17 protein-coding genes and 1 pseudogene are annotated in these 18,792 nt (G+C 61.4%); 14 read left to right on the forward strand and 4 right to left on the reverse strand.

Features of this window, described 5'->3' with window-relative positions:
• Positions 1–29: 29 nt before the first annotated feature.
• A complete protein-coding gene (gmhB, locus tag PNI01S_RS14550) occupies positions 30–560 on the forward strand; it encodes a D-glycero-beta-D-manno-heptose 1,7-bisphosphate 7-phosphatase (RefSeq protein ID WP_084358489.1) in 531 nt (176 codons plus the stop codon).
• Positions 561–573: 13 nt separating this feature from the next.
• On the forward strand, positions 574–1,347 hold the full coding sequence (locus PNI01S_RS14555; protein ID WP_024765013.1) for a lysophospholipid acyltransferase family protein: 774 nt from the start codon (positions 574–576) through the stop codon (positions 1,345–1,347).
• Between the two features lie 65 nt (positions 1,348–1,412).
• Here the strand turns inward: PNI01S_RS14555 and gyrB are convergent, their stop codons facing one another.
• The 4 genes and pseudogenes from gyrB to dnaA all read right to left on the reverse strand — a co-directional run bounded on the left by gyrB (position 1,413) and on the right by dnaA (position 7,614).
• Positions 1,413–3,830 carry a DNA topoisomerase (ATP-hydrolyzing) subunit B gene (gene gyrB, locus PNI01S_RS14560; protein ID WP_024765012.1) on the reverse strand — a complete coding sequence of 806 codons (2,418 nt, stop codon included), beginning with the start codon at positions 3,828–3,830 and terminating at the stop codon, positions 1,413–1,415.
• A 3-nt stretch (positions 3,831–3,833) separates the two neighbouring features.
• Positions 3,834–4,936, reverse strand: a pseudogene (gene recF / locus PNI01S_RS14565) (DNA replication/repair protein RecF).
• A 9-nt stretch (positions 4,937–4,945) separates the two neighbouring features.
• A complete protein-coding gene (dnaN, locus tag PNI01S_RS14570; RefSeq protein WP_024765010.1) occupies positions 4,946–6,052 on the reverse strand; it encodes a DNA polymerase III subunit beta in 1,107 nt (368 codons plus the stop codon).
• A 29-nt stretch (positions 6,053–6,081) separates the two neighbouring features.
• Positions 6,082–7,614 (reverse strand): chromosomal replication initiator protein DnaA, encoded by a 1,533-nt coding sequence (gene dnaA, locus PNI01S_RS14575; RefSeq protein ID WP_038803450.1) that lies wholly within the window; start codon positions 7,612–7,614, stop codon positions 6,082–6,084.
• A gap of 521 nt (positions 7,615–8,135) precedes the next feature.
• Here dnaA and rpmH point away from each other — a divergent pair.
• From rpmH to atpE, 12 genes are all read left to right on the forward strand, one after another.
• Entirely contained in the window at positions 8,136–8,270 is a 135-nt protein-coding gene (gene rpmH, locus PNI01S_RS14580; protein ID WP_003100258.1) for a 50S ribosomal protein L34, read from the forward strand.
• Between the two features lie 14 nt (positions 8,271–8,284).
• Positions 8,285–8,692, forward strand: a complete 408-nt coding sequence (rnpA, locus tag PNI01S_RS14585; RefSeq protein ID WP_081754025.1) for a ribonuclease P protein component — start codon at positions 8,285–8,287, stop codon at positions 8,690–8,692.
• Complete coding sequence (gene yidD, locus PNI01S_RS14590; RefSeq protein WP_037007231.1) at positions 8,685–8,933, forward strand: membrane protein insertion efficiency factor YidD; 249 nt, start codon at positions 8,685–8,687, stop codon at positions 8,931–8,933. The genes rnpA and yidD overlap by 8 nt, the downstream gene beginning before the upstream one ends.
• 2 nt (positions 8,934–8,935) lie before the next feature.
• Positions 8,936–10,684, forward strand: a complete 1,749-nt coding sequence (gene yidC / locus PNI01S_RS14595) for a membrane protein insertase YidC (protein ID WP_024765009.1) — start codon at positions 8,936–8,938, stop codon at positions 10,682–10,684.
• 107 nt (positions 10,685–10,791) lie between these two features.
• The gene (gene mnmE / locus PNI01S_RS14600; protein WP_084358490.1) at positions 10,792–12,159 is read left to right on the forward strand and encodes a tRNA uridine-5-carboxymethylaminomethyl(34) synthesis GTPase MnmE; all 1,368 of its coding nucleotides are present in this window, start codon (positions 10,792–10,794) and stop codon (positions 12,157–12,159) included.
• Positions 12,160–12,705: 546 nt separating this feature from the next.
• The gene (mnmG, locus tag PNI01S_RS14605) at positions 12,706–14,598 is read left to right on the forward strand and encodes a tRNA uridine-5-carboxymethylaminomethyl(34) synthesis enzyme MnmG (protein WP_084358491.1); all 1,893 of its coding nucleotides are present in this window, start codon (positions 12,706–12,708) and stop codon (positions 14,596–14,598) included.
• Complete coding sequence (gene rsmG / locus PNI01S_RS14610) at positions 14,598–15,248, forward strand: 16S rRNA (guanine(527)-N(7))-methyltransferase RsmG (RefSeq protein ID WP_024765006.1); 651 nt, start codon at positions 14,598–14,600, stop codon at positions 15,246–15,248. Before mnmG ends, rsmG begins: the two co-directional genes overlap by 1 nt.
• An 18-nt stretch (positions 15,249–15,266) precedes the next feature.
• Positions 15,267–16,055, forward strand: coding sequence for a ParA family protein (locus PNI01S_RS14615; protein WP_024765005.1), 789 nt, complete (start codon positions 15,267–15,269; stop codon positions 16,053–16,055).
• A gap of 17 nt (positions 16,056–16,072) precedes the next feature.
• Positions 16,073–16,945, forward strand: coding sequence for a ParB/RepB/Spo0J family partition protein (locus tag PNI01S_RS14620; protein WP_024765004.1), 873 nt, complete (start codon positions 16,073–16,075; stop codon positions 16,943–16,945).
• Between the two features lie 151 nt (positions 16,946–17,096).
• On the forward strand, positions 17,097–17,504 hold the full coding sequence (locus PNI01S_RS14625) for a F0F1 ATP synthase subunit I (protein ID WP_024765003.1): 408 nt from the start codon (positions 17,097–17,099) through the stop codon (positions 17,502–17,504).
• Positions 17,505–17,520: 16 nt separating this feature from the next.
• Positions 17,521–18,390 (forward strand): F0F1 ATP synthase subunit A, encoded by an 870-nt coding sequence (gene atpB, locus PNI01S_RS14630; protein WP_017518843.1) that lies wholly within the window; start codon positions 17,521–17,523, stop codon positions 18,388–18,390.
• A gap of 110 nt (positions 18,391–18,500) precedes the next feature.
• Positions 18,501–18,758 (forward strand): F0F1 ATP synthase subunit C, encoded by a 258-nt coding sequence (gene atpE / locus PNI01S_RS14635; RefSeq protein ID WP_003457994.1) that lies wholly within the window; start codon positions 18,501–18,503, stop codon positions 18,756–18,758.
• The last annotated feature ends 34 nt before the right edge of the window (positions 18,759–18,792 follow it).

Here is an 18,792-nt window from a genome sequence, read left to right on the forward strand (position 1 = left end):
CTCCACGCGCCCGACTTACCGAAGCCCCCATGAAGCTACTGATCCTCGACCGTGACGGCGTCATCAACCAGGACTCCGACGACTACATCAAATCCCTTGCCGAGTGGATTCCGATCCCCAGCGCCATCACTGCCATCGCGCGCCTCAGCAAAGCCGGCTGGACCCTAGCCGTGGCCACTAACCAGTCCGGCATCGCCCGGGGCTATTACGACCTGGCCACGCTGGAAAGCATGCACGCGCGCCTGCGGGAATTGGTGGCGGAGCAGGGGGGTGAACTCGGGATGGTGGTCTACTGTCCCCATGGTCCCGACGACGGCTGCGACTGCCGCAAGCCGAAACCCGGTATGCTGCGGCAGATAGCCCAGCACTACGGCGTAGATCTGACGGGCGTCTGGTTCGTCGGTGACAGCCGGGGTGACCTGGACGCCGCGCTGGCCGTCGATTGTCTGCCTGTGTTGGTAAAGACCGGCAAGGGCGAGCGTACGTTGGCCAAGACGTTGCCAGAAGGCACGCTGGTATTCGACGATCTGGCAGCGGTTGCCGACCACCTACTTTCCTGAGGATCCATCTCCCATGTCGATAGTGCAGGCCATCAGAACCGTTCTCTTCTACCTGCTGCTGTCGTCCAGCGCCTTCGTCTGGGGCACCCTCAGCCTGCTCATCGCGCCCTTCCTGCCATTCCGCGCGCGCTACCGCTTCATCGCGCAGGCCTGGTGCAAGTTCGCCGTCTGGCTCGCCGGCGTGATGGTCGGCGTGCGCTACGAACTCAAGGGTGCGGAGAACATCCCGGATCAGCCCTGTGTGATCCTCGCCAAGCACCAGAGCACCTGGGAGACCTTCTTCCTCACCGGCTACTTCGAGCCGCTCAGCCAGGTACTCAAGCGCGAGTTGCTGTTCGTTCCCTTCTTCGGCTGGGCCATGGCGCTGCTCAAGCCCATTGCGATCAACCGCGAGCAACCGAAGCTGGCCCTCAAGCAGATCGCCAAACAGGGTGACGAGCGCCTCAAGCAGGGCGCCTGGGTACTGATCTTCCCGGAAGGCACCCGCGTCCCCACGGGCCAGATCGGCAAATTCTCCCGTGGCGGCGCGGCACTGGCGGTCAACGCCAACCTGCCGGTTCTGCCGATCGCACACAACGCCGGGCACTGCTGGCCGAAGAATGGCTGGGCGAAGTTCCCCGGCACCATCCAGGTGGTGATAGGCCCGGCCATGTATGCAGAAGGCGAGGGCGCACGCGCCATTACCGAGCTCAACCAGCGCGCCGAGAACTGGGTTGCGCAGACCCTGCGCGAGATGGGCGAGCTGCCGGCCGATGCCACGCCGCAGGCAGTTGCCGAAGCCTCCTGACGCTCACGCCGACAAAAGAAAAGGGCCCCGAAGGGCCCTTTCTTTTTGCCTGTCGCTTTCCCGAATCAGACGTCCAGGTTGGACACCGCCAGGGCGTTGCTCTCGATGAAGTCGCGGCGCGGCTCCACGGCATCGCCCATCAGGGTGTTGAACAGCTGGTCGGCGGCGATGGCATCCTCGATGGTCACCTTCAGCATGCGGCGCACGTTCGGGTCCATGGTGGTTTCCCACAGCTGGTCCGGGTTCATCTCGCCCAGTCCTTTGTATCGCTGGATGCTGTGACGCTTGGTGCCTTCGGTCATCAGCCACTCCAGGGCTTCCTTGAAGCTGCTGACGGCCTTCTTGCGCTCGCCCTTCTGCACATAGGCGCCTTCTTCCAACAGACTGTTCAGCTTGGCGCCCAGCTCGGTCACCGAGCGGTAGTCATTGCTGGCGAAGAAGTCGCGGTTGAAGGTGACGTAGCTCGACAAGCCATGGGCAACCATCTCGACTTCCGGCAGCCACAGGTGACGCTCGCGGTCTTCCCGCAGGCTGACCTTGTACACCAGACCGGATTTCTCCGCGGCCTTCAGGCGAGCCTGGTACTGGTCCAGCCAGCCCTGCATGGCAGCCTGGTCGCCCAGTTGGTCGACATCGATGCGCGGCAGGTAGACGAAGTGCTCGGTCAGGTCCTGCGGATAGAGACGGGACAGGCGGGACAGCGTACGCATGACCGTGCGGTACTCGTTGACCAGCTTCTCCAGCGCTTCGCCGGACAGGCCCGGGGCGCTTTCGTTGACGTGCACGCTGGCCTCTTCGAGGGCCGACTGGGTCATGTACTCTTCCATGGCCACGTCGTCCTTGATGTACTGCTCCTGCTTGCCGCGCTTGACCTTGTACAGCGGTGGCTGGGCGATATAGATGTAGCCGCGCTCGACCAGCTCCGGCAGCTGACGGAAGAAGAAGGTCAGCAGCAGGGTACGGATGTGCGAACCGTCGACGTCAGCATCGGTCATGATGATGATGTTGTGGTAACGCAGCTTGTCGATGTTGTACTCCTCGCGACCGATACCGCAGCCCAGTGCAGTGATCAGCGTGCCGACCTCCTGGGAGGACAGCATCTTGTCGAAGCGAGCCTTCTCGACGTTGAGGATCTTGCCCTTGAGCGGTAGGATCGCCTGGGTCTTGCGGTTACGGCCCTGCTTGGCAGAACCGCCCGCGGAGTCACCCTCCACGATGTACAGTTCGGAGAGGGCGGGGTCCTTCTCCTGGCAGTCGGCGAGTTTTCCCGGCAGGCCGGCGATGTCCAGCGCGCCCTTGCGGCGAGTCATCTCACGAGCCTTGCGCGCGGCCTCACGGGCGCGGGCGGCGTCGATCATCTTGCCGACCACGGCCTTGGCTTCGTTCGGGTTCTCCAGCAGGAAGTCGGCGAAGTACTTGCCCATCTCCTGCTCGACGGCGGTCTTCACCTCCGAGGAAACCAGCTTGTCCTTGGTCTGCGAGCTGAACTTAGGATCCGGTACCTTCACCGAAATGATCGCGGTCAGACCTTCACGGGCGTCGTCGCCGGTGGTGGCGATCTTGAACTTCTTCGCCAGGCCTTCCTGCTCGATGTAGTTGTTCAGGTGGCGGGTGAGGGCGGAGCGGAAGCCTGCCAGGTGGGTACCGCCGTCACGCTGCGGAATGTTGTTGGTGAAGCAGAGGATGTTCTCGTTGAAGCTGTCGTTCCACTGCAGGGCGACTTCCACGCCGACGCCGTCTTCTTCGCGCTGGCAGTTGAAGTGGAAAACCTGGTTCACCGCGGTCTTGTTGGTGTTCAGGTACTCGACGAAGGCACGCAGGCCACCCTCGTACTTGAACAGCTCTTCCTTGCCGGCACGCTCATCGCGCAGGACGATGCCCACGCCGGAGTTCAGGAAGGACAGTTCGCGGATCCGCTTGGCCAGGATGTCCCAGCTGAAGTGGATGTTGTGGAAGGTTTCTGGAGAGGGCTTGAAGTGAACCTCGGTGCCCGAACCTTCGGTGTCGCCCACCGGGCGCAGCGGGAATTGCGGAACGCCGTGGTGATAAACCTGTTCCCAGACCTTGCCCTCACGGCGGATGGTCAGGCGCAGCTCATGGGAGAGGGCGTTCACCACCGACACACCTACGCCGTGCAGGCCGCCGGAGACCTTGTAGCTGTTGTCGTCGAACTTACCGCCGGCGTGAAGGACGGTCATGATGACCTCTGCCGCGGAGACCCCTTCTTCCTTGTGGATATCCACCGGAATGCCGCGGCCGTTGTCGCGCACGGTGATGGATTCATCGGTGTGAATGGTGATGCTGATCTCGCTGCAGTAGCCCGCCAGCGCTTCGTCGATCGAGTTGTCCACGACCTCGAAGACCATGTGGTGCAGGCCAGTGCCGTCGTCGGTATCACCGATGTACATGCCCGGACGCTTACGTACGGCGTCCAGTCCCTTCAGTACCTTGATACTGGAAGAGTCGTAGGTGTTCTCGCTCATTCTTCACTCCCGATGGTAGTGTCCTGAGAGACGCGCCCATGTTCCACGTGGAACATCGACACCGGCGTTTCCATTCGCCAGCCGTCTTTCAATAAGTGCGGGTCGACGCAGGTGATGAATACCTGGCAACCCAGATCTTCGAGAAGCCGGCACAAAGACAACCGATGCTTCTCATCCAATTCGGAGGGGAGGTCATCCACCAGGTAGACGCATTGCCCGCGTTTCGCCTGGTTGATCAAATGCCCCTGGGCGATCCGCAACGCGCAGACCACCAATTTCTGTTGACCGCGGGACAGGATCTCCGCGGCATTGTGTCCTCCCAGGCGAATTCGCAGATCCGCCCGTTGAGGCCCCGCCTGGGTGTGGCCCATCTGCTGATCACGCAGCAGGCTGGACGACAGCACCTCACTCAATTCGCGTTCCTTGTCCCAGCCCCGGTAATAGCTGAGCGTCAGGTCGTCGAGCTGGATGAGCTCGGCCAGAGTACGCTCGAACTGGGGTTTCAAGGCCTGGATATAGGACCGCCGATACGCATCGATTTCGTCGCTCGCCGAGCATAATTCCCGGTCCCACGCAGCTTGCGAAGCACCGTCCAGTCTACCATGCCGGAGCCACGAGTTCCGCTGCCGCAGGGCCTTCTGCAGTCTTTGCCAGGCGGCCATGAAGCGTTGTTCCACGTGGAACACACCCCAGTCGAGAAACTGCCGGCGAATCTTCGGCGCACCTTCCAGCAAACGGAAACTGTCCGGATTGATCAGCTGCAGCGGCAAGGTCTCGGCGAGCTGGGCGGCACTGCGTGCATTCTGCCCATCGATACGAATCTGGAACTCGCCCTGGCGATCCCGTGAAACACCCAGGCTGCTATCGAAGCCATTCCCCAGACGTACCTGTCCGAACACCGTGCAGGCCGGTTCTTCGTATTGGATGACAGGTTGCAGACGCATGCTGCGGAACGAACGCGCGAGGCCGAGCAGATGGATGGCTTCCAGCACGCTGGTCTTGCCGCTGCCATTTTCGCCGTAGAGGATGTTGATGCGGGGGGAGGGGGAGAAGGTCACCGGGTGCAGGTTGCGCACCGCGGTGACCGAAAGGCGGGTAAGGGACATCGATACGCGTCAGAGGCGCATCGGCATGACGACGTAGGCAGAATCGTCGTTGTCCGCTTCCTGCAGCAGCGCACTGCTGTTGGAGTCAGAGAGAATCATGCGTACCTGCTCGGTACCCATCACACCCAGGACGTCCAGCAGGTAGCTGACGTTGAAGCCGATTTCCAGACTGCCACCGTTGTAGTCGACCTGCACTTCTTCTTCCGCCTCTTCCTGCTCCGGGTTGTTCGCCTGGATCTTCAGGAGGCCATTGGAAAGCTGCAGACGGATACCGCGGTACTTCTCGTTGGAAAGAATCGCAGTACGGCTGAAGGCTTCGCGCAACACCTGGCGATCACCGATCACCAGCTTGTCACCGCCTTTGGGCAGCACACGCTCGTAGTCGGGGAACTTACCGTCCACCAGCTTGGAGGTGAAGGTGAACTCGCCGGTGGTCGCACGGATGTGATGTTGGCCAAGAACGATGGAGACTTCGCCGTCCTGTTCAGTGAGCAGACGAGCCAGCTCCAGGATGCCTTTACGCGGCACGATCACCTGATGGCGATCCTGTGCTTCCGGCACGCCATTGCTCAGCGAGCACATGGCCAGGCGGTGACCGTCGGTAGCCACGGCGCGCAAGGTACCGCCACCGACCTCCAGCAGCATGCCATTGAGGTAGTAGCGAACATCCTGCTGCGCCATGGCGAAGCTGGTGCGATCGATCAGGCGACGCAGCTTGCTCTGCACCAGGCTAAAGGTCAGCGAGCCGGGGCCTTCTTCCACAGTGGGGAAGTCATTGGCGGGCAGGGTGGAGAGGGTGAAGCGGCTGCGGCCGGCTTTCACCAGGAGCTTCTGCTCGTCGACACGGATATCGATCACGGCATCGCTGGGAAGGCTCTTGCAGATGTCCATCAGCTTGCGTGCCGGCACGGTGATTTCGCCCGGCTCAGCGGCATCTTCCAGCGTGACACGGCCAACCAGTTCGACTTCGAGGTCGGTACCGGTGAGCGACAGTTGCTGACCTTCGACGACCAGCAGGACGTTGGAAAGAACCGGCAGCGTCTGGCGGCGCTCGACGACGCCAGCGACCAGCTGCAGGGGTTTCAACAGAGCTTCGCGTTGAATAGTGAAATGCATGGTCTAGTCCCTTGCCTCGTGAGGCTGCGTCAGGTGGTCAGAGTACGCAGCAGGTTCTTGTAGTCCTCGCGGATATCCGCGTCGGATTCCTTGAGTTGAGCGATCTTACGACAGGCGTGCAGCACCGTGGTGTGATCCCGACCGCCGAAGGCCACGCCGATTTCCGGCAGGCTGTGGTTGGTCAGTTCCTTGGAAAGTGCCATGGCTACCTGGCGTGGACGCGCCACCGAGCGCGAACGGCGCTTGGACAGCAGGTCGGCGATCTTGATCTTGTAGTACTCGGCGACGGTGCGCTGGATGTTGTCGATGCTGACCAGCTTGTCCTGCAAGGCCAGCAGATCCTTCAGCGACTCGCGGATCAGCTCGATGGTGATCGGCCGGCCCATGAAGTGGGAGTGCGCGATCACACGTTTGAGCGCGCCTTCCAGCTCCCGCACGTTGGAGCGAATGCGCTGGGCGATGAAGAATGCAGCGTCATGCGGCAACTCGACCTTGGCCTGCTCGGCCTTCTTCATCAGGATCGCCACACGGGTTTCCAGTTCCGGCGGCTCCACGGCCACCGTCAGGCCCCAGCCGAAGCGGGACTTCAGGCGCTCTTCCAGGCCTTCGATTTCCTTCGGGTAACGGTCACTGGTCAGGATGACCTGCTGGCCGCCTTCGAGGAGGGCGTTGAAGGTGTGGAAAAACTCTTCCTGGGAACGCTCTTTGCGGGCGAAGAACTGGATATCGTCGATCAGCAGAGCATCTACCGACCGGTAGAAACGCTTGAACTCGTTGATGGCATTCAGCTGCAGCGCTTTCACCATGTCCGCGACGAAGCGCTCCGAATGCAGGTAGACGACCTTGGCATTGGGGTTCTTCTTCAGCAGGTGGTTACCCACAGCGTGCATCAAGTGGGTTTTACCCAGGCCGACGCCCCCATAAAGGAAGAGCGGGTTGTAGCCGTGCTTGAGGTTGTCCGCCACCTGCCAGGCTGCCGCGCGGGCCAACTGGTTGGATTTACCCTCGACGAAGTTCTCGAAGGTGAAGGTGCGGTTGAGGTAGCTGGTGTGCTTGAGCGCACCTTCTACCTGCACGTTGCGCTCGCTACGCACGGTAGCAGCGGGCATCGCCGCCGCCAGCGGATCGATCCCCGGGCTCGACTCGTCCAGATCGGCAATGGTCTGCACCGGCGCAGCCTGGATTGACTGGGGCTCGGAAACGGACACCGCAACGGGCGCCGGAGCAGCAGAGGACGCCGGGGCAACCGCCGGCTGCGCTACAGGCTGCACGTTGACCTGGGGCGTCGGCACCAGGGCAGGCCTTGGCGTGCGGCTACGGCGACTGCCGATCAGCAGCGAAATCGCCGGGATCTGGCCATTGCCACGCTCGCCCAGCAGCTCCAGCAGGCGGCCCATGTACTTCTCATTGACCCAGTCGAGTACGAAGCGGTTGGGTGCGTAGACGCGCAACTCTTCCCCCTCGGCCTCGACCTGCAAAGGTCGAATCCAGGTGTTGAATTGCTGGGACGGCAGCTCGTCGCGCAGAAGCTCCACGCACTGCTGCCAAAGTTCCACGGACACGGATATCCCCCAAAAGAAGTCGCAAAGCGAAACAGACCGCCATTGTATCCGCGCCAGACCAACTTATCCACAGTTAAGCGTGCCAGGACACAAGCAAAATCAAGGTGTTAATGATTTTACCGGTGGTCGGGTAATGGCGCCTTGAACCTTGTGGATAACAGCTTGATGGGGCAGGGGACGACGCAGGGGATCAATCTGTGGAAAAAACTTCTGTGGAAAAAACCGCATTCCATACCCAGCTTTCCAACCGGCCCCACACAACCCGCGCACGACTTCCCGACACGGTTATCATTGGCTGTACCCCGCGCACCCTGTTCCCTTGGAGGAGTTATGCACAGGCAGATACCTGCATAAACATAATCATCGATTCAATCTTTAAAGAAAGAGATTTCCTTCCTTTCTATAGATTTTGTTTCCGATGCTGGTTGGAAATTGACCTGACCGCATGATTTCACTAGAATCGCCGGTCTCTTTAAACGGGGTCACTGCGACCTCATGTCGTCAAACCCAGGTACCGAATCATGAAACGTACTTTCCAACCCAGCACCCTCAAGCGCGCTCGCGTTCACGGCTTCCGCGCTCGCATGGCAACCAAGAACGGTCGTCAGGTTCTGTCGCGTCGTCGCGCCAAGGGCCGCAAGCGTCTGACCGTCTGATTTGTCCGACACAGGTGGTGAGTCAAGATTTCAGCCGGGAAAAACGTCTTCTGACAGCCCGGCAATTCACAGCAGTCTTCGACTCCCCCACCTCCAAGGTTCCCGGCAAGCACATTCTGCTGCTGGCGCGCGAAAACGGTCTCGATCATCCCCGCCTCGGCCTGGTGATCGGCAAAAAGAACGTCAAGCTCGCCGTCGAGCGTAACCGCCTTAAACGCCTTCTCCGCGATTCCTTCCGCCTCAACCAGCAGAAGCTGGCTGGTCTGGATATCGTGGTGATCGCGCGCAAAGGTCTTGGCGATCTGGAGAATCCGGAGCTGCACCAGCAGTTCGGCAAACTCTGGAAGCGCCTGTTGCGCAATCGGCCAAGTCCGGAACCCGCGACAGAATCTCCGGGAGTGGCCGACAGTTCCCATGCGTAGACTGGCGCTGTTACTGATCCAGTTTTACCGCTACGCCATCAGTCCCATGATGGGCAGGCACTGTCGTTTCTACCCCAGCTGTTCCTGCTACGCGCAGGAGGCCATTGAAATCCATGGCTTCCTGCGTGGTGGCTGGCTGGCCGCTCGTCGCCTAGGCCGCTGCCATCCCTGGCACCCCGGTGGCTACGACCCGGTACCGCCAGATCCTTCCAAGCCCGCCCCTTCCTCGACGGCCGAGTAACCATGGACATCAAACGTTCAATCCTATTCGTCGCCCTGGCAATCGTGTCCTACGCGCTGGTTCTCCAGTGGAACAAGGACTACGGCCAGCCCGAACTGCCGGCGCAGACCGCGACCTTCAATCAGACTGAAGGCCTGCCGGACACTTCCGTGCCTGCCGGCAACGCGGCCAACGCTGACGTACCCACCACGCAGAACGCCCAGGCCAGCCTGCCTAACGAGCAGAAGCCGGCAGCAGCCAGCGAACAGCTGATCCGCGTGAAGACTGATGTCCTGGACCTGACCATCGACCCGCGCGGCGGCGACGTGATCAAGCTTGGTCTGACCCAGTACCCGCTGCGCCAGGACCGCCCGGATGTGCCGTTCCCGCTGTTCGAGCGTGACAACCAGCGTACCTACCTGGCCCAGAGCGGCCTGACCGGTGCCAATGGTCCGGACGCCGCTGCCAGCGGGCGCCCGCTCTACGCTTCGGCTAAACCTGTCTACGAACTGGCGGACGGCCAGGACCAGATGGTCGTCGACCTGACTTATGCACAGGACGGCGTCAGCTACATCAAGCGCTTCACCTTCCACCGCGGCCTGAAAAGCGACTGCACCGAGAAAGAAAAGGCGCAGAAGAAGCTCGAGTGCATCAACCCCAATGCCTATCAGGTCGGCGTGAGCTACCTGATCGACAACCAGAGCGACAAACCGTGGAGCGCCTCGCTGTTCGCCCAGCTCAAGCGTGACGCCAGCGTCGACCCGTCCTCTACCACCGCGACCGGTGTGTCGACCTACCTCGGCGCCGCGGTCTGGACCCCTGAAAAGCCCTACGTAAAAGTGTCCATGAAGGACATGGACAAGGAGCAGTTCAAGGAAACCGTCCAGGGAGGCTGGGTAGCCTGGCTGCAGCACTACTTCGTCACCGCCTGGGTTCCCGCCAAGGGCGATACCCACAGCGTGATGACCCGCAAGGACGCTCAGGGCAACTACATCGTCGGCTACACCGGCCCCAACCTGACGGTTGCGCCGGGTGCCAAGGGCGAAACCAGCATGACCCTGTACGCCGGCCCCAAACTGCAGGCGTACCTGAAGGAACTGTCCCCGGGCCTGGAACTGACCGTCGACTACGGTCCGCTGTGGTTCATCGCCCAGCCGATCTTCTGGCTGCTGCAACATATCCACAACCTGGTGGGTAACTGGGGCTGGTCGATCATCTTCCTGACCATCGTCATCAAACTGGCCTTCTTCCCGCTGTCCGCCGCCAGCTACCGCTCCATGGCCCGCATGCGCGCCGTGTCGCCGAAACTGGCCGCCCTGAAGGAACAGCACGGCGACGATCGCCAGAAGATGTCCCAGGCGATGATGGAGCTGTACAAAAAAGAGAAGATCAATCCGCTGGGCGGCTGCCTGCCGATCCTGGTGCAGATGCCGGTCTTCCTCTCCCTGTACTGGGTACTGCTTGAAAGCGTCGAGATGCGCCAGGCTCCGTGGCTGGGCTGGATCGTCGACCTGTCGGTGAAGGATCCGTTCTTCATCCTGCCGATCATCATGGGCGCTACCATGCTGGTTCAGCAGATGCTCAACCCGACTCCGCCGGACCCCATGCAGGCCAAGGTCATGAAGCTGATGCCGATCATCTTCACCTTCTTCTTCCTGTGGTTCCCGGCTGGTCTGGTTCTGTACTGGGTTGTGAACAACTGCCTGTCCATCGCGCAGCAGTGGTACATTACCCGTCGGATCGAGGCTTCCGCGAAGAAGGCTTCCGCCTGATATCGCAGCCTCAAACCGATCGACAAGACGCCCCCTAGTGGGGCGTTTTGCTATGTGGATAACGTTGCTTTCCCGCGCGCCACGAACACAACCGCGAGACCGCCGACATGAATACAGCCCGTGAAACCATCGCCGCCGTTGCCACCGCTCAGGGCCGTGGCGGGGTGGGCATTGTCCGCGTCTCCGGTCCCCGTGCCCGCACCATGGCCATTACCCTGAGCGGGCGCGAGCCGCAGCCTCGCCATGCGCACTACGGGCCGTTCCATGCCGATGATGGCGACGTTATCGACGAAGGCCTGCTGCTCTTCTTCCCCGGCCCGAATTCCTTCACCGGCGAGGATGTGCTCGAACTGCAGGGCCACGGCGGCCCGGTGGTGATGGATATGCTGCTGCAACGTTGCCTGGAGCTGGGAGCGCGCCAGGCCCGTCCGGGTGAGTTCAGCGAACGCGCCTTCCTCAACGACAAGCTCGACCTGGCCCAGGCTGAAGCCATCGCCGACCTTATCGAGGCCAGCTCAGCCCAGGCTGCGCGCAATGCCGTGCGTTCACTGCAAGGAGAGTTCTCCCGCCGCGTGCACAGCCTGACCGATCAATTGATCGGCCTGCGCATATATGTCGAGGCCGCCATCGACTTCCCGGAAGAGGAAATCGACTTCCTCGCCGATGGCCATGTGCTGTCGCAACTGGATGCGGTGCGCGCAGAGCTTGCCTCGGTATTGCGCGAGGCTGGCCAGGGCGCGCTGCTGCGCGATGGCATGACCGTAGTGATCGCCGGGCGTCCCAATGCCGGCAAATCGAGCCTGCTGAACGCCCTGGCCGGCCGCGAAGCCGCCATCGTCACCGATATCGCCGGCACCACCCGCGACGTGTTGCGCGAACATATCCACATCGACGGTATGCCGCTGCACATTATCGACACCGCCGGTCTGCGCAGCACTGATGATCATGTGGAAAAGATCGGCGTGGAACGCGCGCTGAAGGCAATCAGCGAAGCCGACCGCGTGCTTTTGGTAGTGGACTCCACCGCGCCGGAAGCCAGCGACCCCTTCGCCTTGTGGCCTGAGTTCCTGGACAGCCGACCCGATCCGGCGCACGTGACCCTAATCCGCAACAAGGCGGATTTATCCACAGAGTCAGTCGGGCTGCAGGAGAGCGCTGACGGTCACGTCACCATCGCCTTGTCCGCCCGCTCGGGGAATGGGCTGGACCTGTTGCGCGAGCACCTGAAGGCCTGCATGGGCTTCGAGCAAACAGCAGAGAGCAGCTTCAGCGCCCGCCGCCGGCACCTGGAGGCCTTGCGCCAGGCAGGAGATAGCCTCGAGCATGGCCGCGCACAGCTCACCCTGAGCGGCGCAGGTGAACTGCTGGCCGAGGACCTGCGCCAGGCCCAGCAGGCACTTGGCGAGATTACCGGCGCCTTCACGCCGGACGACCTTTTAGGCCGAATCTTCTCCAGCTTCTGCATCGGCAAGTAATCCACAACCCAGCCTTTCCCCACCGGTGACGGAGCCATTCCGTCACCGCGCATCCTGCCGTCCCCGTTTTCCCTCTGGAACATCTATCCACAGCCATGAATACAGCTGAAGCCTAGTGATGCGTGGCTTTCAGAGAATAAAAGGATCCTTCCACAGGCATTCGTGAACCCTGTGGAAAAGTACCGTACAGCTTAGTAGACAACCCCTGCACCATCCTGTGGGTAAATCCACCTGTTGATAACATGCTACTTCATCCACAGGCTGAACACGGGAGATCCCCTGCAACCTGACAGCATCGACACAGGGTTGTTATCGGCTGAAACCTTTATGGTTCAAGGCCTGCATCGGCTTATCCACAGAAAACCGCTTCACCATACATAAACACAAGCTCTAAAAAGATTTAAAAAAGTTCCTCTCTTTTATTTTCTATAGCGTCGAACAAAACCGATTGGCTATTTTTTGTTCAGCGCCTTCAATCGAAAGCCCTTAACCCCTATACTGTCCGGCTCTCTTCTTTCTCCTTGATCAACAGGCACGAGGTGCGTGGTGGATTTCCCTTCCCGTTTTGACGTGATCGTGATCGGCGGCGGCCATGCCGGCACAGAGGCCGCATTAGCGGCTGCACGCATGGGCGTGAAGACGCTGCTGCTCACCCACAATGTGGAAACCCTCGGCCAGATGAGCTGCAACCCCGCCATCGGTGGGATCGGCAAGAGCCATCTGGTCAAGGAAATCGATGCCCTGGGCGGCGCCATGGCGCTGGCCACCGATAAAGGCGGCATCCAGTTCCGCGTCCTGAACAGCCGCAAGGGCCCGGCCGTACGCGCTACGCGTGCACAGGCAGACCGCATCCTCTACAAGGCAGCGGTGCGGGAAATCCTCGAGAACCAGCCCAACCTCTGGATATTCCAGCAGTCCTGCGATGACCTGATCGTCGAGCAGGATCAGGTGCGCGGCGTGGTGACCCAGATGGGTCTGAAATTCCATGCGGATAACGTCGTGCTTACCGCCGGCACCTTCCTCGGCGGACTTATCCACATCGGTCTGCAGAATTACTCCGGCGGCCGCGCAGGCGATCCGCCCTCCATCGCCCTGGCCAAGCGCCTTCGCGAGCTGCCGCTGCGTGTCGGTCGCCTGAAGACCGGGACGCCTCCGCGCATCGATGGTCGCAGCGTCGATTTCAGCGTGATGACCGAACAACCGGGCGATACCCCGATTCCCGTGATGTCCTTCCTCGGTTCCAGGGAAATGCATCCGCGCCAGGTCAGTTGCTGGATCACCCACACCAACTCGCGGACCCACGAGATCATCGCGTCCAACCTCGATCGCTCGCCCATGTACTCCGGTGTGATCGAAGGTGTCGGTCCGCGTTACTGCCCGTCGATCGAAGACAAGATCCATCGCTTCGCCGACAAGGACAGCCATCAGGTTTTCCTCGAACCCGAGGGCCTGACCACGCACGAGCTGTATCCGAACGGCATCTCCACGTCGCTGCCCTTCGATGTGCAGCTGGATATCGTCCGGTCGATCCGCGGCATGGAGAACGCGCATATCGTTCGCCCGGGCTACGCCATCGAGTACGACTACTTCGACCCGCGTGACCTCAAGTACAGCCTGGAAACCAAGGTGATCGACGGCCTGTTCTTTGCTGGCCAGATCAATGGCACCACCGGCTACGAAGAAGCCGGCGCCCAGGGCCTGCTCGCCGGCACCAACGCCGCACTGCGTTCACAAGGCCGCGACAGCTGGTGCCCGCGTCGTGACGAGGCCTACATCGGCGTACTGGTCGACGACCTGATCACCCTCGGTACCCAGGAGCCGTACCGCATGTTCACCTCGCGCGCCGAATACCGGCTGATCCTGCGCGAGGACAATGCCGATCTGCGCCTGACCGAAAAGGGCCGCGAGCTGGGTCTCATCGACGACGAGCGCTGGGCTGTATTCGAAGCCAAGCGCGAAGGTATCGAGCGTGAAGAACAGCGGCTGAAGAGCACCTGGGTTCGCCCCAACACTGCGCAGGGCGATGCCATCGCCGATCGCTTCGGCACTCCGCTGGCTCACGAATACAACCTGCTCAACCTGCTGGCCCGTCCGGAAATCGACTACGCAAGCCTGGCCGAAGTGACCGGCGCTGGCGCAGAAGACCCGCAGGTCGCCGAACAGGTGGAGATCCGCACCAAGTACGCCGGCTATATCGATCGCCAGCAGGAAGAGATCGCTCGCCTGCGTGCCAGCGAGGACACCCGCCTGCCTGTGGATATCGACTACCAGTCCATTTCCGGGCTGTCGAAGGAGATTCAGCTCAAGCTGGGTAATGCCCGACCGGAAACCCTCGGTCAGGCCGGCCGCATCCCGGGCGTGACACCGGCGGCGATTTCCCTGTTGCTGATCCATCTGAAGAAACGCTCGTCCGGTCGTCAGCTGGAGCAGAGCGCCTGATGTCCGTGGTCACTGCCCGTCACGCCGACGAACTCGCGCGTGGCATCCAGACGCTCGGCCTGGATATCGACGCCGCTGCCCAGCAACGACTGCTGGACTACCTGGCCCTGCTGGCCAAGTGGAACAAGGCCTACAACCTCACCGCCGTGCGCGATGTGGATGAAATGGTCTCGCGCCACCTGCTCGACAGTCTGAGCATCGTCGCGCAATTCGAAGCCGCCGGCGGTGAGCGCTGGCTGGATGTCGGCAGCGGTGGAGGCATGCCTGGTATCCCGCTGGCCATACTGTTCCCCGCAAAGTCCCTGACCCTGCTGGACAGCAACGGCAAGAAGACCCGCTTCCTGACCCAGGTGAGGCTGGAGCTCAAGCTCGACAACCTGCAGGTTATCCACAGCCGTGTGGAAGCCTTCCAGCCCGAGCAGCCGTTCGACGGGATCGTCTCGCGGGCTTTCAGCAGCCTCGAAGACTTCACGAACTGGACGCGTCACCTGGGTGACACTCGAACCAACTGGCTGGCCATGAAAGGCGTGCACCCCAGCGACGAGCTCGCGGCACTCCCGGAAGATTTCCGGGTCGAAGCCGAACACGCTCTGGCGGTGCCGGGTTGCCAAGGCCAGCGCCATCTGCTGATACTGCGCCGCACTGCATGACGGGGAGTGGGGAAAACCATGGCTAAGGTATTCGCGATCGCCAACCAGAAGGGCGGCGTCGGCAAGACCACGACCTGTATCAACCTCGCGGCATCGCTGGTCGCCACCAAGCGACGCGTGCTGCTGATCGACCTCGATCCACAGGGCAATGCCACCACCGGCAGCGGTGTGGATAAGTTGTCCCTGGACCATTCCATCTACGACGTGCTCACCGGCGAATGCGACCTGGCCCAGGCCATGCAGTTCTCCGAGCACGGCGGTTACCAGCTGCTGCCCGCCAACCGCGACCTCACCGCGGCGGAAGTGGTGCTGCTGGAGATGGACATGAAGGAACATCGCCTGCGCCACGCGCTGGCGCCGATCCGCGAGAACTACGACTTCATCCTCATCGACTGCCCGCCGTCGCTGTCGATGCTGACGGTCAACGCCCTGTCCGCCTCGGACGGCGTGATCATCCCGATGCAGTGCGAGTACTACGCACTGGAAGGTTTGACCGACCTGATGAACAGCATTCAGCGCATTGCCGAGCGACTGAACCCGGCGCTGAAGATCGAAGGCCTGCTGCGCACCATGTACGACCCGCGCATCAGCCTGACCAACGACGTCAGCGCGCAGTTGCAGGAACACTTCGGCGACAAGCTCTACACCACCGTGATCCCGCGCAACGTGCGACTCGCTGAAGCCCCCAGCTTCGGCATGCCGGCGCTGGTCTACGACAAGCAATCGCGCGGTGCCCTCGCCTACCTGGCGCTGGCCGGCGAGCTGGTGCGCCGTCAGCGCGCCGCTCGCACCACCGCACCCGCCTAAGAGATTAAGGAACCCGCATGGCCGCCAAGAAACGAGGTCTCGGACGCGGGCTGGACGCCCTGCTCAGTGGCTCCAGCGCCGCTACGCTGCAGGAAGAAGCCGTTCAGGTGGACAGCAAGGAGCTGCAACACCTGCCGCTGGACCTGATCCAGCGCGGCAAGTACCAGCCCCGCCGCGACATGGACCCGCAGGCCCTCGAGGAACTCGCCCAGTCGATCAAGGCCCAGGGTGTGATGCAGCCGATCGTGGTGCGCCCCATCGGCAACGGTCGCTACGAGATCATCGCCGGTGAGCGCCGCTGGCGCGCCACCCAGCAGGCCGGCCTGGACAAGATCCCGGCGATGGTCCGCGAAGTGCCCGACGAAGCTGCCATCGCCATGGCACTGATCGAGAACATCCAGCGCGAAGACCTCAATCCTATCGAGGAAGCGGCTGCCCTGCAGCGCCTGCAGCAGGAATTCCAGCTGACCCAGCAACAGGTCGCCGACGCCGTGGGCAAATCCCGCGTCACCGTGGCCAATCTGTTGCGGCTGATCGCTCTGCCGGAGGAGATCAAGACCCTGCTCTCCCATGGCGACCTGGAAATGGGCCATGCCCGCGCCTTGCTCGGACTGCCGGAGAATCGGCAGGTTGAGGGTGCGCGACATGTTGTCGCACGCGGTTTCACTGTGCGTCAGACCGAAGCACTAGTGCGCCAGTGGCTCAATACATCCGAGGAACCTGTCAAAACGGTCAGGACCGACCCGGACATCAGCCGCCTCGAACAGCGCCTGGCCGAGCGCCTGGGCGCTCCCGTGCAGATTCGCCATGGCCAGAAGGGCAAGGGCCAGTTGGTGATCCGCTACAACTCCCTCGACGAGCTGCAGGGTGTGCTCGCCCACATACGCTGATACGAAAGGCTATGTAGGGGGTCGTCGGAAATCACTACCTGACGGTTGAACGGGTATGCGGCGCCCCCTATACTCTGCGCGCAATTTTGTCGGCACAAAGTATGCCAAGTTGTTGATTTGTGAAGCCGACGCCAGAGGACTGTGAGCTCAGATGGAACCCCGCAAGCCCAATCGTTTGCCCTTCCATCGTCAACCGGCGTTTCGCCTGTTGCTCGTCCAACTGGTGGTGCTGCTTATCGGTGCAGCAACCCTGTGGTTTGCCCGGGGATCGGTCGCAGGTTATTCCGGATTGCTCGGAGGCCTGATTGCGTGGTTGCCGAATCTGTACTTTGCTCGCAAGGCGTTCCGTTATAGCGGCGCGCGTTCTGCCCAGCTGATAGTCCGGTCCTTTTATGCCGGTGAGGCGGGAAAACTGATTCTGACGGCAGTGCTCTTCGCACTGACGTTCGCAGGTGTGAAGCCGCTGGCGCCCCCGGCGCTGTTCGGCCTCTACCTGCTGACCCTCGCGGTCAGCTGGTTTGCACCCCTGCTGATGCGAAACACATTTACAAGACCTTAGAGCGATTGAGGCAAACATGGCAGCAGAAAGCGCTTCGGGTTACATCCAGCACCACTTGCAGAACCTGACCCTGGGTCGTCTGCCGGATGGTTCCTGGGGGTTCGCCCACACCGCCGAACAAGCCAAGGAAATGGGCTTCTGGGCATTCCACGTTGATACCCTGGGCTGGTCCGTATTCCTCGGCCTGGTGTTCATCCTGATCTTCCGCATGGCAGCCAAGAAGGCCACCAGCGGTCAACCTGGCGGCCTGCAGAACTTCGTCGAAGTTCTCGTGGAGTTCGTCGACGGCAGCGTGAAGGACACCTTCCACGGCCGTAATCCGCTCATCGCACCGCTGGCGCTGACCGTGTTCGTCTGGATCTTCCTGATGAACCTGATCGACCTGGTGCCCGTGGACTTCCTGCCGCTGGCGGCTCAGGCGGTCACCGGCAACGAGCACCTGTTCTTCCGCGCCGTGGCCACTACCGACCCGAATGCTACCTTCGGCATGTCGATCGCCGTGTTCGCGCTGATCATCTTCTACAGCATCAAGGTCAAGGGCATCGGCGGCTTCCTCGGCGAGCTGACCCTGCACCCGTTCCACAGCAGCAACATGGTGGTTCAGATCATCCTGATCCCCGTGAACTTCCTGCTGGAGTTCGTGACCCTGATCGCCAAGCCGGTATCCCTGGCACTGCGTCTGTTCGGCAACATGTACGCCGGCGAGCTGATCTTCATCCTGATCGCCGTGATGTTCGGTTCCGGCATCCTCTGGCTGGGCGGCATGGGCGTCGTGCTGAACTGGGCGTGGGCCGTGTTCCACATCCTGATTATCACCCTGCAGGCCTTCATCTTCATGATGCTGACCATCGTCTACCTGTCGATGGCCCACGAAGACAGCCACTGATCCAAAGATTCTATGCGCCCATTCCCTCGCGGGAGTGGGCGTAAGAAGAGCTTCACCACCTTAACTTGCTTCAACCTTTAACCAACACGACAAAAAAGTCGGGAGGAAAAATGGAAACTGTAGTTGGACTCACTGCTATCGCCGTTGCACTGCTGATCGGTCTGGGCGCTCTGGGTACCGCCATCGGCTTCGGCCTGCTGGGCGGCAAGTTCCTGGAAGGCGCTGCTCGTCAGCCGGAAATGGTTCCGATGCTGCAGGTCAAAATGTTCATCGTCGCCGGCCTGCTCGACGCCGTGACCATGATCGGTGTTGGTATCGCTCTGTTCTTCACCTTCGCTAACCCGTTCATTGCTCAGGTTGCCCAGTAATTTCCGCAACGCGGAAATCTGTGACTGAACAACG

This window comes from Pseudomonas nitroreducens NBRC 12694 (assembly GCF_002091755.1).
GTDB lineage: Bacteria > Pseudomonadota > Gammaproteobacteria > Pseudomonadales > Pseudomonadaceae > Pseudomonas > Pseudomonas nitroreducens.